The organism is Ornithinicoccus sp. (assembly GCF_057176825.1).
Genome location: NZ_CM169976.1, coordinates 2,443,868 through 2,459,759, shown reverse-complemented (window position 1 = coordinate 2,459,759; position 15,892 = coordinate 2,443,868). Strand labels below are relative to the sequence as shown.

Here is a 15,892-nt window from a genome sequence, read left to right as displayed (position 1 = left end):
TCGTCCTCGTGTGTCGGTATGCCGTGTCGCGGCAGGTCTTCAGTCGTTGATGGCGACGTAGACGTCGTCGCCCTGGATCTTGACGGTGTGCACGACGACCGGTTGAGTCGCCGGCAGGCTGAGCGCGCGGCCGGTGACCATGTCGAACCGGGAGCCGTGCAACCAGCACTCGATGGTGGAGTCCTCCACCTCGCCCTCGGACAGGGAGATGTTCTCGTGGGTGCAGGTGTCGTCGAAGGCGTGGACGCTCCCGTGGGAGTCCCTCGCGATCGTCACCATGCGGCCGTCGAAGTCGGCGCGCACGGCGCCGGTCTCCGGCAGGTCCGCCAACGTGCACACCCGCACGTATCCCTGGTCCTCGGGCACGGCGCTCATGCAGGCTGTTCCTGGCTGCCCATGTCCTTGGCGAGCTCCTCCTCGATGGCCGTCATCAGGGTGTCGACCACCTCGGGCACGCCGATCTTGGCGATGATGTCGGCGAAGAAGCCGCGCACCACCAGGCGCCGTGCCTCGGTCTCGTCGATCCCGCGGGACATCAGGTAGAACAGTTGCTCGTCGTCGAACCGGCCGGTGGAGCTGGCGTGACCGGCGCCGGCGATGTCGCCGGTCTCAATCTCCAGGTTCGGCACCGAGTCGGCGCGGGCGCCGTCGGTGAGGACCAGGTTGCGGTTCAGCTCGTAGGTGTTGATCCCCTCGGCCTCCTTGCGGATCAGCACGTCACCGACCCACACGGTCCGCGCGGTCTCCCCCTGCAGGGCACCCTTGTAGGTGACCAGGGAGTCGCACCGCGGCGCGTTGTGGTCGATGAAGGAGCGGTGCTCCAGGTGCTGCCCGGCGTCGGCGAAGTAGACACCCAGCAGGGTGGCGTCACCGCCGTTGCCCGCGTAGCTGACGTTGCTGTTCACCCGCACGATCGCGCCACCGAGGGTGACCGCGATGTGCTTGTAGGTGGCGTCGCGTCCGACCCGGGCCTCGTGCTGGCCCAGGTGCACCGCGTCGTCCTCCCAGCGCTGCAGGCTGACGACCGTCAGGTCGGATCCATCGCCGACGACGACCTCGAGGTTGCCGGTGTGGTCGGCGCTGCCGGTGTGGTCCAGCACGACCAGCGCCTTGCTGTGCGCCCCGGTCTCCAGGACGTAGTGGGCGTTGCTGCGGCGGCCCGCGCCGTTGCCGTGCACGGCGACCCGCACCGGCTCGGCGACCTCGGCGTCCGCAGCAACCGCCAGGTGCAGCGCCTCTGCCGTGTTCGCCGAGGCGACGGCGGCGCCGCGGTCCTCGGGGACCAGGACGCTGCCGCGGGGGGCCTGGCCCTGGGCCAGGGTGCCCACGGTCACGTCCGCGGGGGCCTGCACGTCGAAGTCCGCGGCGTTGTCACCGGGACGGTCGTCGGTGGCCTCGTCGGCGAACACACCGCCGAGCCGGTCGACAGGAGTGAATCGCCACTCCTCCTCGCGACCACTCGGGACGGGGAACTCGGCCACGTCGAAGGAACGGGTCCGGGCTGCCCGCGACTCGTCCGGGACCCGCCCCACCTGGGACTGCGGGTCAGTGTGGTCCGTCCCGGAGGACGGGGTTGTGGTGTCGGTGACCAGGGTCATCAGCCGACGGCTCCTTCCATCTGCAGCTCGATCAGGCGGTTCAGCTCGAGGGCGTACTCCATCGGCAGCTCACGGGCGATGGGCTCGACGAACCCGCGCACGATCATGGCCATGGCCTCGGTCTCGGACATCCCGCGGGACATCAGGTAGAACATCTGGTCCTCGGACACCTTGGAGACGGTGGCCTCGTGACCCATCTGGACGTCGTCCTCGCGGACGTCGACGTAGGGGTAGGTGTCGGACCGGGAGATCTGGTCGACCAGCAACGCGTCGCACACGACGCTCGACTTGCTGTGGGCCGCGCCCGCGAGGACCTGCACCAGGCCCCGGTAGGAGGTCCGACCGCCACCGCGGGCGACCGACTTGGACACGATCGTCGAGGAGGTGTGCGGGGCGGCGTGCACCATCTTGGCGCCGGCGTCCTGGTGCTGGCCCTCGCCGGCGAAGGCGACGGACAGGGTCTCGCCCTTGGAGTGCTCGCCGAGCAGGTAGACGGCCGGGTACTTCATGGTGACCTTGGACCCGATGTTGCCGTCGATCCACTCCATGGTGGCGCCCTCGGCGCAGGTGGCGCGCTTGGTGACCAGGTTGTACACGTTGTTCGACCAGTTCTGGATCGTCGTGTAGCGCACGTGGGCGTTCTTCTTCACCACGATCTCCACGACGGCCGAGTGCAGGCTGTCGGACTGGTAGATCGGGGCGGTGCAGCCCTCGACGTAGTGCACCGAGGAGCCCTCGTCGGCGATGATCAGGGTCCGCTCGAACTGACCCATGTTCTCGGTGTTGATCCGGAAGTAGGCCTGCAGCGGGATGTCCACGTGGACGCCCGGCGGCACGTAGATGAAGCTGCCGCCACTCCACACGGAGGTATTGAGCGCGGCGAACTTGTTGTCACCGACGGGGATGACCGAGCCGAAGTACTCCCGGAAGAGGTCCTCGTGCTCGCGCAGTGCCGTGTCGGTGTCGAGGAAGAGCACGCCCTTCTCCTCCAGGTCCTCGCGGATCTGGTGGTAGACCACCTCGGACTCGTACTGCGCGGCTACGCCGGCGATAAGCCGCTGCTTCTCGGCCTCGGGGATGCCCAGCCGGTCGTAGGTGTTCTTGATGTCCTCGGGGAGCTCGTCCCAGGTGGTCGCCTGCTTCTCGGTCGAACGGACGAAGTACTTGATGTTGTCGAACTCGATGTCGGACAGGTCCGAACCCCAGGTCGGCATCGGCTTCTTCTCAAAGAGACGCAGTCCCTTGAGGCGCTCCTTGAGCATCCACTCCGGCTCGTTCTTCAGCGCCGAGATCTCGGTCACCACGTCCTCGCTGAGGCCGCGGCGGGCGGTGGCGCCGGCGACATCACTGTCGGCCCAGCCGTACTCGTATCGGCCCAGGTCCTTCAGACCTGGGTTCAGCTCTTCAATGTTGGTGCTCATCGCGAGGACCTTCCTTCGTGAGTCGAGTCGGTGGCCGGTGGCTCCTGGACGGGACCAGCGGACTGGGCGTGTGCCAGCGCGCCGGTGGGGACGAATGTGGTGCAGACGTGCTCGCCGCCAGCGAGCGTGGCCAGGCGCTGCACGTGCACGCCCAGCAGGCGGGAGAACGCTTCGGTCTCCGCGTCACAGATCTGGCGGAACTCGGTGGCCACGTTGCGCACCGGGCAGTGCCCTTGGCACAACTGTAGGCCGGTCAATCCTGTTCCCTGCCCCACGGGGCGGGTGCTGGCTGCGAAGCCCTCGGCCGACAGTGCGCCGGCCAACGCCTCGGTGCGCGCCGCGACGTCGTCCCCGGCGGCCTCCACCGCCGCGACGAGCCGCTCCTCGAGCTCGGCGATCTGCTCCTCGGCGAACGCGGCAACGGCATCCTCCCCCGCGTGCGTGCCCAGGAAGCGCAGCGCGGCGGTGGCGATGCCGTCGTAGGTGGTCTCGAACTGCTCCTGGCCCACGTCGGTGAGCACGAAACTGCGGGCCGGACGGCCCCGACCTCGGGTGCCGGCCGGTCGGACGGCCTCGTGCTCGGCGATCATCCCGGCCTCGCACAACGCGTCGAGGTGGCGCCGCACGGCGGCGGGGGTCAGCCCGAGAACCTTGGCAAGATCGCGGGCCGACACGGGGCCCTGTTCACCGATCGCACGACGGACGCGGTCCCTGGTCCGGGACTCGGCAGCACCGTCGGCCATAAACACAAGATCAGTGTGACCTATTTGCTGACCTGCCACAAAGCCAGGGAAGCCTAACCTCACGGGCATCGTGTGGGCCGATCCGGTGCCTGCGGTTGCCCGTCGGTCGCCTACAGTGACCCCTCGTGATCCGCTTGCACGAGGTGACGCGCCACTTCGGTGCGGTGCGTGCCCTCGACGGTATGTCGTGGACGGCCGAACCCGGCCAGGTCACCACGCTGCTGGGCCCGAACGGCGCCGGCAAGACGACGTCGGTCGAGATCGCCGAGGGCCTGCAGCAGGCCGACTCCGGCCGGGTCGAGGTGCTGGGTCGCGATCCCTGGCGGGCGGACGCCGCACACCGGTCCCGGGTCGGCGTCATGCTCCAGGACGGGGGGCTCCCCCAGCAGGTGCGACCGATGGCGCTGCTGCAGCACCTCGCCTCGTTCTACTCGCGGCCGGCCGACGTCGCCGACCTCGCCGAGACCCTGCGCATCCCCGAATTCGCCGGCACCACGATCCGCCGGCTCTCCGGTGGGCAGCGCCAACGGGTCGCCCTCGCGGCAGCCCTGGTCGGCCGGCCGGACGTGCTCTTCCTGGACGAGCCGACGGCCGGGCTCGACCCGCACGTGCGGCGCGACGTGTGGGCCCTGGTCCGTCGCGCCGCCGAGGACGGGGTCACCGTCCTGGTGACCACCCACTCCTTCGAGGAGGCAGGCCGCCTCGCCGACCGTGTCGTGGTCGTCACCTCGGGCCGCGCCGTCGCCGAGGGGAGCGTGGCCGAGGTGGCAGGTGCCGGGACCCTCGAGGACGCCTACTTCGCGCTGACCGAGTTGGAGGGCACGGGATGAGCGCGGGCGCCGACACCGCACGCTCCGACCACGCCGGTCCCGCGACCTCGCACCAGCGCGTGCTGGCCCAGGCGCGCTTCGAGGCCCTGGGCCTGCTCCGCCACGGCGAACAGCTCCTGGTCTCGGTCGCGCTGCCGCTCCTGGCGCTCGTCGGCCTGGCCATCAGCTCGACCCCGGACCTGGGCGAGGGCCGTCGCATCGACGTGGTCACCGCCGGTGTGGCCGCCATGGCCATCCTCTCGACCGCGTTCACCGGCCAGGCGATCCTGCTCGCGTTCGAACGCCGCTACGGAGTACTCCGCCTGCTGGGCACGACCCCGCTCGGACGGTCCGGCCTGCTGGCGGGGAAGGCGATCTCGGTCCTGGTGGTCCTCGCGGTGCAGGTGCTCGTGCTCGGCACGGTGGCGCTGGCCCTGGGCTGGCGTCCTGACCCGCTCGGGGTCCCGCTGGCCGTGGTCCTCGGGCTGCTCGGCACCGCGTGCTTCGCCGCCCTGGCGCTGCTGCTCGGCGGCACCCTGCGAGCCGAGGGGGTGCTCGCCCTGGCGAACCTCGTCTGGATCCTGCTGGTGGCCGGTGGTGGCGTCCTCGTGCCGACGGAGCAGCTGCCGGGACCGCTCCCGGGCCTCGCCCGACTCCTTCCCTCCGGCGCGCTCGGGGACGGGATGCGTGCCGCCCTGGTGGAGGGCCGGCTCGACCTCGTCGCCGTCCTGGTCCTGGCGGTCTGGGCGGCCGCCGCGGCGGCGCTGGTGACCCGTGTGTTGCGCTGGAGCGACTGACCTATCCTGACGGAGTGACCCACCCCTCCCCCTGGCTCCGCCGGATCCTGCTCGCCAACCTGACCCTGCAGGTGTTGATCGTGGTCACCGGCGGCCTGGTGCGGCTCACCGGCAGCGGGCTGGGGTGTCCGACGTGGCCGGAGTGCCACCCGGGCTCCTACACCCCTGTGTTGGAGGACTCGGCGAGCTACCACCCCTACATCGAGTTCGGGAACCGCCTGCTCAGCATCCTCGTGGGGTTCGCGGCGCTGGCTACCGTCGTCGCCGTCTTCCGGTGGGCCCGGGCCCGCCCGCCGATGCTGCTGCTGTCCGGGACGGTGCTGGCGCTGACGGTCACCCAGGGGGTGCTCGGGGGCATCACCGTCCGCACCGGGCTGCACCCGACCACCGTGATGGCGCACTTCCTGATCTCGATGACCCTGGTGGCGATCAGCACCGCCCTCGTCTGGCGGGAGCGTCAGCACGACGGCCCGGTCGAGCACCTGGTCCCGCCGATCGTGCGGCGTCTCGCCCTGTTCACTGCGGCAGTCCTGGCCGCCGTGCTGGTCCTGGGAACCGTCGTGACCGGCTCCGGTCCCCACTCCGGGGACGCCGAGCAGCCGGCCCGGTTCGGGTTCGACCCGCGGACGATCTCCTGGCTGCACGCCGACTCGGTCATGCTCTTCATCGGCCTGGTCTTGGCCATGCTGGTGGCGACCAGCCTCGTCAAGGGGGCCTCCCGCTCCCGGGAGGTCTGGGGCTACGTCATGCTGATCTCGCTGGCCCAGGGCCTGGTCGGCTACACCCAGTACCTCGCGGGGCTCCCCGAGGCCCTCGTCCTCATCCACATGCTCGGCGCCGCCCTCCTCACGGTGGCAGTCACCCTCGGCGTGCTGACCCTGTCGACGCGCCGCCCCACCCCTGACCTCAGCGCCTGACCTTCCCGGAAGCGCGACAAACAGGTCCATTCGGCGCGAGCGAGCGAGACGTCAGGCCAGGGGAAGCGCCCAGTGCAGCAGCGGATCGACGGCGACGCCGAGGAAGAGCAGCGTCAGGTAGCTGATCGAGTAGTGGAACAGGCGCATCGCACGCAGCCCGGTCCCGGTGACGCCACGCCGGGCGCGCGACAGCAGCGCGTGCGCCTCGACCAGGAAGACCCCGCCGGCGACCACGGCGGTCACGGCATACACCCAGCCCATCCCCCCGACCGGCACCAGCGCCAGCGACACCAGGACCGTCGCCCAGGAGTAGGCCACGACCTGGCGACCCACGGCGATGTCCTCGGCGACCACGGGCAGCATCGGCACGCCGGCGTTGGCGTAGTCCTCCTTGAAACGCATGGACAGCGGCCAGTAGTGCGGCGGGGTCCAGAAGAAGACGACGAGGAACAGCACGAGCGCCGGCCAGTCGAGGCTGTTGGTGACCGCGGACCAGCCGATGAGCACCGGCATACACCCGGCAACCCCGCCCCAGACGATGTTCTGGCTCGTGCGTCGCTTGAGGACCACCGTGTAGAACCCGACGTAGAGCACGATCGCGGCCAGCCCCAGCCACGCGGACAGCCAGTTCACCAGCAGCCCGAGCCAGGCCACGGACGCCGCCCCCAGCGTGACGCCGAAGATGAGTGCGTTGCGGGGACTGATCGCTCCGGTGACCAGCGGGCGGTTCTCCGTGCGGTGCATCCGCGCGTCGATGTCGCGGTCCAGGTAGCAGTTCAGCGTGTTGGCCGACCCGGCGGCCAGCGATCCCCCGACCAGGGTGGCGAGGATGAGCCACACCGAGGGGACGCCGCGTTCGGCCAGGAACATCACCGGGAACGTGGTCACCAGGAGCAGCTCGATGATCCGCGGCTTGGTGAGTGAGACGTAGTCGCCCACGACCTGCCTGAACGGGCGTCCCGGCGCCTGCTCCCCGACGGTCGAAGGGCGGCGGTCCAAGGCGGTCACGGTGTCCCTTCGCGGTGGGTCGGGTTGGGTCTGGCGGTATGCCGGGGCGTGCGACTCGATGGTACCCGCACCGGGGTGCTGCGTCGGCCGGGCCCGCGCACTAGAGTCGACACCGTACGAGGTGCTGCCCGGCACCGCCGCGTATCCGGCCCACGGAGCAAGGAGTCCCGATGTCCGATCACGTAGTCGATGCCCAGGTGACCGGAGGTCGTGACGAGGGTCTGACCCGGCCGGTGGCCACCAACGCCGGCTGGTCGGACCTCGATGTCCGGGCGGTCGACACGGTACGGATCCTGGCCGCCGATGCCGTCCAGAACACCGGCAACGGCCACCCGGGGACGGCGATGAGCCTGGCCCCGCTGGCCTACCTGCTCTACCAGCAGGTGATGCGGCACGACCCCAGCGACCCCCACTGGCTGGGCCGCGACCGCTTCGTGCTCTCCGCGGGACACTCCAGCCTGACGCAGTACATCCAGCTCTACCTGTCTGGCTACGGCCTGGAGATGGAGGACCTCAAGGCGCTGCGGACCTGGGGGTCCAAGACCCCCGGTCACCCGGAGGTGCACCACACGACCGGCGTCGAGATCACCACCGGTCCGCTGGGCTCGGGGATGGCGTCGGCGGTGGGGATGGCGATGGCGCAGCGGCGCCAGCGCAGCCTCCTGGACCCGGACGCCCCGGCGGGCGACTCCCCCTTCGACCACCACGTGTGGGTGATCGCCTCCGACGGTGACCTGATGGAGGGCGTGAGCTCGGAGGCCAGCTCGTTGGCCGGCCACCAGGAGCTGGGCAACCTGACCGTCGTCTACGACCAGAACTACATCTCGATCGAGGACGACACCGACATCTCCTTCTCCGAGGACGTCGCGAAGCGCTACGAGTCCTACGGCTGGGAGGTCAAGACCGTCGACTGGCGGGCCACCGAGCCCTACACCGAGGACGTCGACGCGCTGCTGGCAGCCCTGGAGGAGAGCCGCGCGAGCGTGGACCGCCCGACGATGGTGATCCTGCGCACCGTCATCGCGTGGCCGGCGCCCACCAAGCAGGACACCGGAGGGTCCCATGGGTCCGCCCTCGGCGACGAGGAGGTGGCGGCCACCAAGAAGCTCCTGGGCTTCGACCCGGAGGTGCACTTCCCGGAGGAGCCGGAGGTACTGGCCCACGCCCGCACTGTCGTGCAGCGGGGCCAGGAGGCCCACGCCGAGTGGGAGCCGCGATACCAGGGGTGGAGGGACGCCAACCCGGAGCGCGCGGCGCTGCTGGACCGGCTGGTCGAGCGCAGGCTGCCGGACAACCTCGATGAGGCACTGCCCGTCTTCCCGGCCGACGAGAAGGGCAAGGCCACCAGGGCTGCATCCGGTGACGTGCTGACCGCTCTGGCCGATGTCCTGCCCGAGCTGTGGGGCGGATCTGCGGACCTGGCCGGGTCCAACAACACCACGATGAAGGGGCAGCCCAGCTTCGTGCCGCCGGCGAAGGCCACCAAGGAGTTCCCCGGCGACCTGCACGGCAGGACCCTCCACTTCGGCATCCGCGAGCACGGCATGGGGATGATCCTCAACGGCATCGCGCTGGAGGGGCTCACCCGTCCCTACGGCGGCACCTTCCTGGTGTTCTCGGACTACATGCGCCCGGCCGTGCGGCTCGCGGCGCTGCAGCAGCTCCCGGTCATCTACGTGTGGACCCACGACTCGATCGGGCTCGGCGAGGACGGCCCGACGCACCAGCCGGTCGAGCACCTCGCGGCGCTGCGGGCCATCCCGGGCCTCGATGTGGTCCGGCCCGCCGACGCCAACGAGACCGCAGCCGCCTGGAAGGCCGCGCTGGAGCACACCGAGAGCCCCACCGCACTGGTCCTCACCCGCCAGAACGTCCCCACCTTCGACCGGGACGAGTTCGGCTCGGTAGACGGGGTGGCCCGGGGCGGGTACGTCCTGGCCGAGGCCGACGGCGACTCCCCGGACGTCGTCCTGATCGGCACCGGCTCGGAGGTCCAGCTGGCGGTCGAGGCCCGCCGACTGCTCGCCGACGAGGGAGTCGCCGCCCGGGTCGTCTCGCTCCCCTGCCGCGAGTGGTTCGACGCCCAGGACCAGTCCTACCGCAACGAGGTGCTCCCCCCGCAGGTCCGGGCCCGGGTCAGCGTCGAGGCCGGCATCGCGCAGGGATGGCGCGAGCTGGTCGGGGACGCCGGCCGGATCGTGAGCCTGGAGCACTTCGGCGCCTCGGCCGACTACCAACGCCTGTTTGCCGAGTTCGGGATCACCGCCGAGGCGGTTGCCGCCGCGGCACGGGACTCGATCGCCGCAGCGCGTGGGGACGAAGCCCCGGCGCAGAGCACCCCGCCCGACCCCACCGGCAGCGAAGCAACCCTCGGGGACGCCTGATCCGGGCACCCCCACGACCTGACTCGCCCAAGGAGACACCGATGACCCAGCAGCACAGCAACCCCCTGGCAGCCCTGTCCGAGGCGGGGGTCTCGATCTGGCTCGACGACCTGAACCGGCCGATGATCACCGGCGGTGACCTGCAGTCCCTGATCGATGAGAAGTACGTCGTGGGGGTCACCACCAATCCCACGATCTTCGCCAACGCCCTCTCCGGCGGGGAGGCCTACACCGACCAGGTCAAGGAGCTGGCGGCGGCGGGCGCCGACCTGGACGCGGCGGTGTTCGCCCTCACCACGACCGACGTGCGTAACGCCTGCGACGTCATGCGGCCCGTCTACGACCGCACCGGCGGGGTGGACGGTCGGGTGTCGATCGAGGTCGATCCCCGGTTGGCCGCGGACACCGACGCCACGGTGGAGATGGCCAAGCGACTGTGGGCCGAGATCGACCGCCCCAACCTGTTCATCAAGATCCCCGCCACGGTGGAGGGTCTGCCCGCGATCAGCCAGACCCTGGCCGAGGGCATCAGCGTCAACGTGACCCTGATCTTCTCCCTGGACCGCTACCGGGGTGTGATGAACGCCTTCCTCACCGGGTTGGAGCAGGCCCGCCAGAATGGGCACGACCTGTCCACCATCCACTCGGTGGCCTCCTTCTTCGTCTCCCGGGTAGACACCGAGATCGACGCGCAGCTGGACGCGCTGGGCAGCGAGGCCGCGACCGCGCTGAAGGGCAAGGCCGGGGTGGCGAACGCTCGGCTGGCCTACCAGGCGTTCGAGGAGGTCTTCAGCACCCCCCGCTGGCAGAACCTCGCCGACGACGGCGCGCACCGGCAGCGCCCGCTGTGGGCCTCCACCGGGGTGAAGAACCCCGACTACCCCGACACCCTCTACGTGACCGAGCTGGTGGCCCCCGACACGGTGAACACGATGCCCGCCAAGACGTTGCAGGCGACGGCCGACCACGGCCAGATCTCCGGTGACACCGTCACGGGCGGGTATGCCGAGGCGCAGCAGGTGCTCGATGACTTGGAGCAGGCGGGGGTGTCCTACGTCCAGGTGGTGGAGACCCTGGAGACCGAGGGGCTCGACAAGTTCGAGAAGTCCTGGGAGGAGCTGTTGTCCGACGTGCAGCAGGAGCTGGACCGGTTCTCCGGGGAGGCACCGTGAGCGCACTCCTGCTCCAGGCCTCGCGCGCCGCGGCACAGGCCCTGGACGCGGTCGTCCCGGGGCTGGTCGAGGACCGTTTCGCCTCCCGCCTGTTCGCCCAGGATCCCACCCTCTGGGGTGAAGCCGCCGAGGAGGAGGCCGGCAAGCGGCTGTCCTGGGTGACCCTGCACCGCACCTCCCGACCGCTCGTCGGCGAGGTCGAGGCCCTGCGCGAGGAGTTGCGCTCCCGCGGGGTGGACCGCATCGTGCTGTGTGGCATGGGCGGGTCCTCCCTGGCCCCCGAGGTCATCTGTGCCACCGCCGGGGTCGACCTGGTGGTGCTGGACTCCTCCGACCCCGACATGGTCCGGGCCGCAGTCGAGGAGGGCCTGGAGCGGACCGCCGTCGTGGTCTCCTCCAAGTCCGGCTCGACGGTGGAGACGGACAGTCAGCGCCGGGCGTTCGTCGGCGCGTTCACCGACGCGGGGATCGACCCCACGGAGCGGATCGTGGTGGTCACCGACCCGGGCAGCCCGCTGGACCAACAGTCCCGCGCCGACGGCTATCGGGTCGTGAACGCCGATCCGGACGTCGGGGGGCGCTACTCGGCCCTCACCGCGTTCGGTCTGGTCCCCTCCGGGCTGGCCGGCGTCGACATCGGTGGCCTGCTCGACGAGGCCGAGGAAATCGTCGACCTGCTGTCGGAGGACGACCGCAACAACCCGGGCCTGGTGCTGGGAGCTGCCCTGGCGGGAAGCACCCCGCTGCGGGACAAGGTGCTCCTGGTCGACCGTGGCTCCGGCATCGTGGGATTCCCCGACTGGGCCGAGCAACTCATCGCCGAGAGCACCGGCAAGGAGGGCACCGGGCTGCTCCCGGTGGTGGCCGACCCGACGGCCGAGACCGTCCTGCAGGACGCGGCGGACGTCACCGTGGTGCACCTGGTGGCCGACGGCGACGACGGTGAGGACGGCGACGACGAGTCTGCCGACTGGGACGAGCCGACCGGAGCAGCCTCGCTGGTCCGGGTGGGCGGCCCGCTGGGTGCCCAGCTGTTGCTGTGGGAGGTAGCCACGGCGGTCGCGGGCCGGGTCCTGGGGATCAACCCCTTCGACCAGCCCGACGTGGAGAGCGCCAAGCAGGCCGCACGCGAGGTGATGGCGGCAGGCGGCGGCGCCCAGGACGCCCCGTTGGCCGTCGACGGTGCCCTGGAGATCCGCGCGGCGAACCTTGACCCGGAGTCCGTCGGAGGCGGCCTTGGACAGGCCGTGGCTGCGCTGCTGGACAGCCTGGACCCCCACCAGGGATACCTGTCGATCATGGTCTACCTGGACCGGCTCACCCACGCCGACCTGGCCGACGTCGTCGACCCGTTGACGAGCTCGCTGCGTCGGCCCGTGACCTTCGGCTGGGGTCCACGCTTCCTGCACAGCACCGGGCAGTTCCACAAGGGCGGACCGGCCGTCGGCGCCTACCTCCAGGTGACCGGCACACCCGCGGCCGACTACCCCGTGCCGGGCAAGGACTACACGTTCGGGTCGTTCATTGCGGCGCAGGCCGCCGGGGACGCCCAGGTGCTTGCCGGACACGGCCGACCGGTGCTGCGGCTGCACCTGACCGACCAGGACGCCGGCCTGGCCCAGGTGCGTCAGGCCCTGGCCGGCCAGTGAGCGCGGCCGCCGCACGGGTCAGCGCCGACCACAACCCGCTGCGCGACCCGGGCGACAAACGGCTGCCCCGGATCGCCGGCCCCTGCAGCATGGTCATGTTCGGGGTGACCGGAGACCTGGCCCGCAAGAAGCTGATGCCGGCCATCTACGACCTGGCCAACAGGGGGCTGCTGCCCCCCGGCTTCTCGCTCGTGGGGTTCGCCCGACGGGACTGGGCGGACCAGGACTTCAGCAAGGTGGTGCACGACTCGGTCCGGGAGCATGCCCGCACCCCCTTCCGTGAGGAGGTCTGGCGCAGCCTGGCCGAGGGGTTCCGGTTCGTCCCCGGTGCCTTCGACGACCCCGCGGCCTTCCGACTCCTGGCGCGCACGGTCCGGGCACTGGACGAGGAACGCGGCACCGGGGGCAACCACGCGTTCTACCTCTCGATCCCGCCCGACTGGTTCGCCCCGGTCTGCGACCAGCTCAAGACCTCCGGGCTGAGCGACCCCCAGCCGGGCACCTGGCGCCGGGTGGTGATCGAGAAGCCGTTCGGCCACGACCTGCGCAGCGCCCAGGAGCTCAACGAGATCGTCGAGTCGGTGTTTCCCGCCGACTCGATCTTCCGGATCGACCACTACCTGGGCAAGGAGACGGTGCAGAACCTCCTGGCGCTGCGCTTCGCCAACCAGCTCTTCGAGCCCATCTGGAACGCCAACTACGTCGACCACGTGCAGATCACGATGGCCGAGGACATCGGCATCGGCGGCCGCGCCGGATACTACGACGACGTCGGGGCCGCACGGGACGTCATCCAGAACCACCTGCTCCAGCTGCTGGCGCTCACCGCCATGGAGGAGCCGGTGTCCTTCACCGCCCACGCCGTGCGCGCCGAGAAGGAGAAGGTGCTCACCTCGCTGCGACTGCCGGACGACCTGCGCCACGCCACCAGCCGGGCCCAATACGCCGCGGGCTGGCAGGGCGGTGAGCGGGTGGTCGGCTATCTCGGCGAGGACGGGGTGGCCGCGGATTCCCGCACGGAGACGTATGCCGCACTGAAGCTCGAGGTGGACACCCGCCGCTGGGCGGGTGTCCCGTTCTACCTGCGGGCTGGCAAACGGTTGGGCAAGCGCGTCACCGAGATCGCGGTGGTTTTCAAACGGGCCCCGCACCTGCCGTTCTCCAGCACCTCCACCGAGGAGCTGGGCAAGAACGCCGTCGTCATCCGGGTGCAGCCCGACGAGGGTGTCACGATGCGGTTCGGTTCCAAGGTCCCCGGGAGCCAGATGGAGGTCCGCGACGTGACCATGGACTTCGGCTACGGGGCGTCCTTCACCGAGTCCAGCCCCGAGGCCTACGAGCGCCTCATCCTGGACGTCCTGCTGGGTGACCCGCCACTGTTCCCACGGCACGAGGAGGTCGAGCTCTCCTGGAAGATCCTCGACCCGGTCATCGACTACTGGCGCCGCAGCAAGACGCCACCGGAGGAGTACCGGGCCGGGACCTGGGGGCCGGCGGGCGCCGACGAGATGATGCGCCGGGACGGGCGCGAGTGGAGGCTGCCGTGATCGTCGACCTGCCCAGCACCACGACGAAGGACATCAGCAAGAAGCTGCTCCAGTTGCGCAACGAGGTCGGCGCCATGGCGATGGGCCGGGTGCTGACGCTGCTGGTCGTCACCGACGACACCGGGGCCGACGCGGCGATCCGCGCGGCCAACGATGCCACCCGCCAGCATCCGGCGCGGATCATCGTCGTGGTCCGGGCGAACCGCCGCGGCTCGAACCGCCTGGACGCGCAGGTCCGGGTGGGCGGCGACGCCGGTGCCAGTGAGATCGTGGTGCTGCGCCTCTATGGCCAGCTCGCCGACCACTCCGAGTCGGTCGTCACGGCCCTGCTCCTCCCGGACTCCCCCATCGTGGGGTGGTGGCCGCAGGATCCGCCGCAAGATGTCGCCGGCAGTGCCCTGGGCCAGATCGCGCACCGGAGGATCACCGATGCGGCGGGGGGCAGCAGCCCGCGCACCGAGCTGCGCCGCCGGGCCAAGCACTACCGGCCCGGGGACACGGACCTGGCCTGGACCCGGTTGACCCGCTGGCGCGGGGTGCTGGCGGCCGCACTGGACCAACCGCCCTACGACGACATCACCGCCGCGACCGTCACCGGCGAGCCGGACAGCCCCAGCACCGACCTGATGGGCGGCTGGCTCGCTGCGGCCCTCGGGGTCCCGGTGCGCCGGGCGCGCAGCACCCCCGGGACAGGCCTGGTCTCGGTCCGGCTGGAGCGCCCCGGCGGACCGGTCGACCTGGTGGTCGCGGACGGCTCACGCACTGGACAGCGCGTGGGCACGCTGAGCCAGCCCGGCCAACCCACCCGCCAGGTGCCGTTGCCCGACGCTCCCCTGCCCCAGCTCCTGGCGGCCGAGCTGCGCAGGCTGGACGCCGACGAGGTCTACGCCCGCGCGCTCGGGGAGGGCCTGCCACGGGTCGGCAAACCCACCACCCGCAGCGAGGCCATCCGCCGGGGCCACGCCCCCGAGGGGCCCGCGCCGGTGGCCGAAAGCGATCGCCCCGACCTGGCGCCCGAGTCCCTCGAGAACGCGCCCGCCCCGAGCGACCGGGTGCAGGGCGATGCCCTCCAGCAGCGGATCCGCCAGGGCCTGGCGGGATTCGACCGCGGTCGCGTGCGGGTGGGCGAGGACGCACCGGCGGTGGCGGCCGAGGTGGCGCGGGAGGTGGACCGGGTGGTGCGTGAGGCAGTGGCCGAGCGCGGCGTCGCCCATCTGGTCCTGACCGGTGGTTCCCTGGGGATCGCCACGGTGGCCGCACTGGCCGACCTCGATCCTGACCCCGACGTCTGGCAGCAGGTGCACCTCTGGTGGGGCGACGAGAGGTTCGTGCCCGAGGGGCACGAGGACCGCAACGTCCAGCAGTCCCTCGACGCGGGGCTGGGACGTCTCCCGGTCCCCGCGGACCAGGTCCACGCCGTCCCGGCCGGGGACAGCGAGTCCGACCTGCCGCAGGCGGCCCTGGCGTATGCCGTGTCGCTGGCCGAGCACGCACCCTCCGACGCGGTGGTCCCGGTCCCCGAGTTCGACGTGCTGTTGCTCGGGGTGGGACCGGACTCCCACGTCGCCTCCCTCTTCCCGGGCCGTGAGGAACTGCTGGTGGCCGACCGGACGACGGTGCCGGTCTCGGGGTCGCCCAAGCCCCCGCCGTTGCGGGTCTCCCTCACGGTTCCGGCGATCCGGGCGGCGCGGCGGGTGTGGTTCACCGTCGCAGGGGCCGACAAGGCCGACGCCGTCCGTGCCGCGCGGGAGGTCAGGGAGGACCCTCAGGTGCCCGCGTCCTGGCCCCAGGGCACCCTGGAGACGGTGTGGTGGTTGGACCGCGCCATCGCCGAGGCCATCGACTGA

Annotated in this window: 13 protein-coding genes; 8 read left to right on the top strand and 5 right to left on the bottom strand. The window is 71.1% G+C overall.

Annotation, left to right across the window (positions count from 1 at the left end):
• Positions 1 to 39 precede the first annotated feature (39 nt).
• Genes AC1QRC_RS12180 through AC1QRC_RS12165 form a run of 4 tightly spaced genes read right to left on the bottom strand, consistent with a single transcriptional unit; the run spans position 40 to position 3,762 of the window.
• The gene (locus AC1QRC_RS12180; protein WP_484203564.1) at positions 40 to 375 is read right to left on the bottom strand and encodes a non-heme iron oxygenase ferredoxin subunit; all 336 of its coding nucleotides are present in this window, start codon (positions 373 to 375) and stop codon (positions 40 to 42) included.
• Positions 372 to 1,598, bottom strand: a complete 1,227-nt coding sequence (sufD, locus tag AC1QRC_RS12175; RefSeq protein ID WP_484203563.1) for a Fe-S cluster assembly protein SufD — start codon at positions 1,596 to 1,598, stop codon at positions 372 to 374. Before sufD ends, AC1QRC_RS12180 begins: the two co-directional genes overlap by 4 nt.
• Positions 1,598 to 3,019 carry a Fe-S cluster assembly protein SufB gene (gene sufB / locus AC1QRC_RS12170; protein ID WP_484203562.1) on the bottom strand — a complete coding sequence of 474 codons (1,422 nt, stop codon included), beginning with the start codon at positions 3,017 to 3,019 and terminating at the stop codon, positions 1,598 to 1,600. Before sufB ends, sufD begins: the two co-directional genes overlap by 1 nt.
• Positions 3,016 to 3,762: a helix-turn-helix transcriptional regulator gene (locus AC1QRC_RS12165; protein ID WP_484203561.1), complete on the bottom strand. Its 747-nt coding sequence runs from the start codon at positions 3,760 to 3,762 to the stop codon at positions 3,016 to 3,018. Before AC1QRC_RS12165 ends, sufB begins: the two co-directional genes overlap by 4 nt.
• A 125-nt stretch (positions 3,763 to 3,887) precedes the next feature.
• Between AC1QRC_RS12165 and AC1QRC_RS12160 the strand changes: the two genes are divergently transcribed.
• Genes AC1QRC_RS12160 through AC1QRC_RS12150 form a run of 3 tightly spaced genes read left to right on the top strand, consistent with a single transcriptional unit; the run spans position 3,888 to position 6,285 of the window.
• Positions 3,888 to 4,592, top strand: a complete 705-nt coding sequence (locus AC1QRC_RS12160; RefSeq protein WP_484203560.1) for an ABC transporter ATP-binding protein — start codon at positions 3,888 to 3,890, stop codon at positions 4,590 to 4,592.
• Positions 4,589 to 5,368 carry an ABC transporter permease gene (locus AC1QRC_RS12155; protein WP_484203559.1) on the top strand — a complete coding sequence of 260 codons (780 nt, stop codon included), beginning with the start codon at positions 4,589 to 4,591 and terminating at the stop codon, positions 5,366 to 5,368. Before AC1QRC_RS12160 ends, AC1QRC_RS12155 begins: the two co-directional genes overlap by 4 nt.
• A gap of 14 nt (positions 5,369 to 5,382) precedes the next feature.
• Positions 5,383 to 6,285 carry a COX15/CtaA family protein gene (locus AC1QRC_RS12150; protein ID WP_484203558.1) on the top strand — a complete coding sequence of 301 codons (903 nt, stop codon included), beginning with the start codon at positions 5,383 to 5,385 and terminating at the stop codon, positions 6,283 to 6,285.
• Between the two features lie 51 nt (positions 6,286 to 6,336).
• On the opposite strand, the gene AC1QRC_RS12145 is transcribed toward AC1QRC_RS12150, so the two are convergent.
• Entirely contained in the window at positions 6,337 to 7,293 is a 957-nt protein-coding gene (locus tag AC1QRC_RS12145; RefSeq protein WP_484203557.1) for a heme o synthase, read from the bottom strand.
• 170 nt (positions 7,294 to 7,463) lie between these two features.
• Between AC1QRC_RS12145 and tkt the strand changes: the two genes are divergently transcribed.
• From tkt to pgl, 5 genes are read left to right on the top strand one after another with little or no spacing between them, the layout of a single operon-like run.
• Positions 7,464 to 9,677, top strand: a complete 2,214-nt coding sequence (gene tkt, locus AC1QRC_RS12140; RefSeq protein WP_484203556.1) for a transketolase — start codon at positions 7,464 to 7,466, stop codon at positions 9,675 to 9,677.
• 41 nt (positions 9,678 to 9,718) lie between these two features.
• Entirely contained in the window at positions 9,719 to 10,849 is a 1,131-nt protein-coding gene (gene tal, locus AC1QRC_RS12135) for a transaldolase (protein ID WP_484203555.1), read from the top strand.
• Positions 10,846 to 12,498 (top strand): glucose-6-phosphate isomerase, encoded by a 1,653-nt coding sequence (locus AC1QRC_RS12130; RefSeq protein ID WP_484203554.1) that lies wholly within the window; start codon positions 10,846 to 10,848, stop codon positions 12,496 to 12,498. Before tal ends, AC1QRC_RS12130 begins: the two co-directional genes overlap by 4 nt.
• Positions 12,495 to 14,045: a glucose-6-phosphate dehydrogenase gene (zwf, locus tag AC1QRC_RS12125; protein ID WP_484203553.1), complete on the top strand. Its 1,551-nt coding sequence runs from the start codon at positions 12,495 to 12,497 to the stop codon at positions 14,043 to 14,045. Before AC1QRC_RS12130 ends, zwf begins: the two co-directional genes overlap by 4 nt.
• On the top strand, positions 14,042 to 15,892 hold the full coding sequence (gene pgl / locus AC1QRC_RS12120; RefSeq protein WP_484203552.1) for a 6-phosphogluconolactonase: 1,851 nt from the start codon (positions 14,042 to 14,044) through the stop codon (positions 15,890 to 15,892). The genes zwf and pgl overlap by 4 nt, the downstream gene beginning before the upstream one ends.

What these genes read in the sequence shown, in the direction of transcription:
- AC1QRC_RS12180 (WP_484203564.1), bottom strand. Translation starts at nt 375, where the DNA reads ATGAGCGCCGTGCCCGAGGACCAGGGATACGTGCGGGTGTGCACGTTG.
- sufD (WP_484203563.1), bottom strand. Translation starts at nt 1,598, where the DNA reads ATGACCCTGGTCACCGACACCACAACCCCGTCCTCCGGGACGGACCAC.
- sufB (WP_484203562.1), bottom strand. Translation starts at nt 3,019, where the DNA reads ATGAGCACCAACATTGAAGAGCTGAACCCAGGTCTGAAGGACCTGGGC.
- AC1QRC_RS12165 (WP_484203561.1), bottom strand. Translation starts at nt 3,762, where the DNA reads ATGGCCGACGGTGCTGCCGAGTCCCGGACCAGGGACCGCGTCCGTCGT.
- AC1QRC_RS12155 (WP_484203559.1), top strand. Translation starts at nt 4,589, where the DNA reads ATGAGCGCGGGCGCCGACACCGCACGCTCCGACCACGCCGGTCCCGCG.
- tkt (WP_484203556.1), top strand. Translation starts at nt 7,464, where the DNA reads ATGTCCGATCACGTAGTCGATGCCCAGGTGACCGGAGGTCGTGACGAG.
- tal (WP_484203555.1), top strand. Translation starts at nt 9,719, where the DNA reads ATGACCCAGCAGCACAGCAACCCCCTGGCAGCCCTGTCCGAGGCGGGG.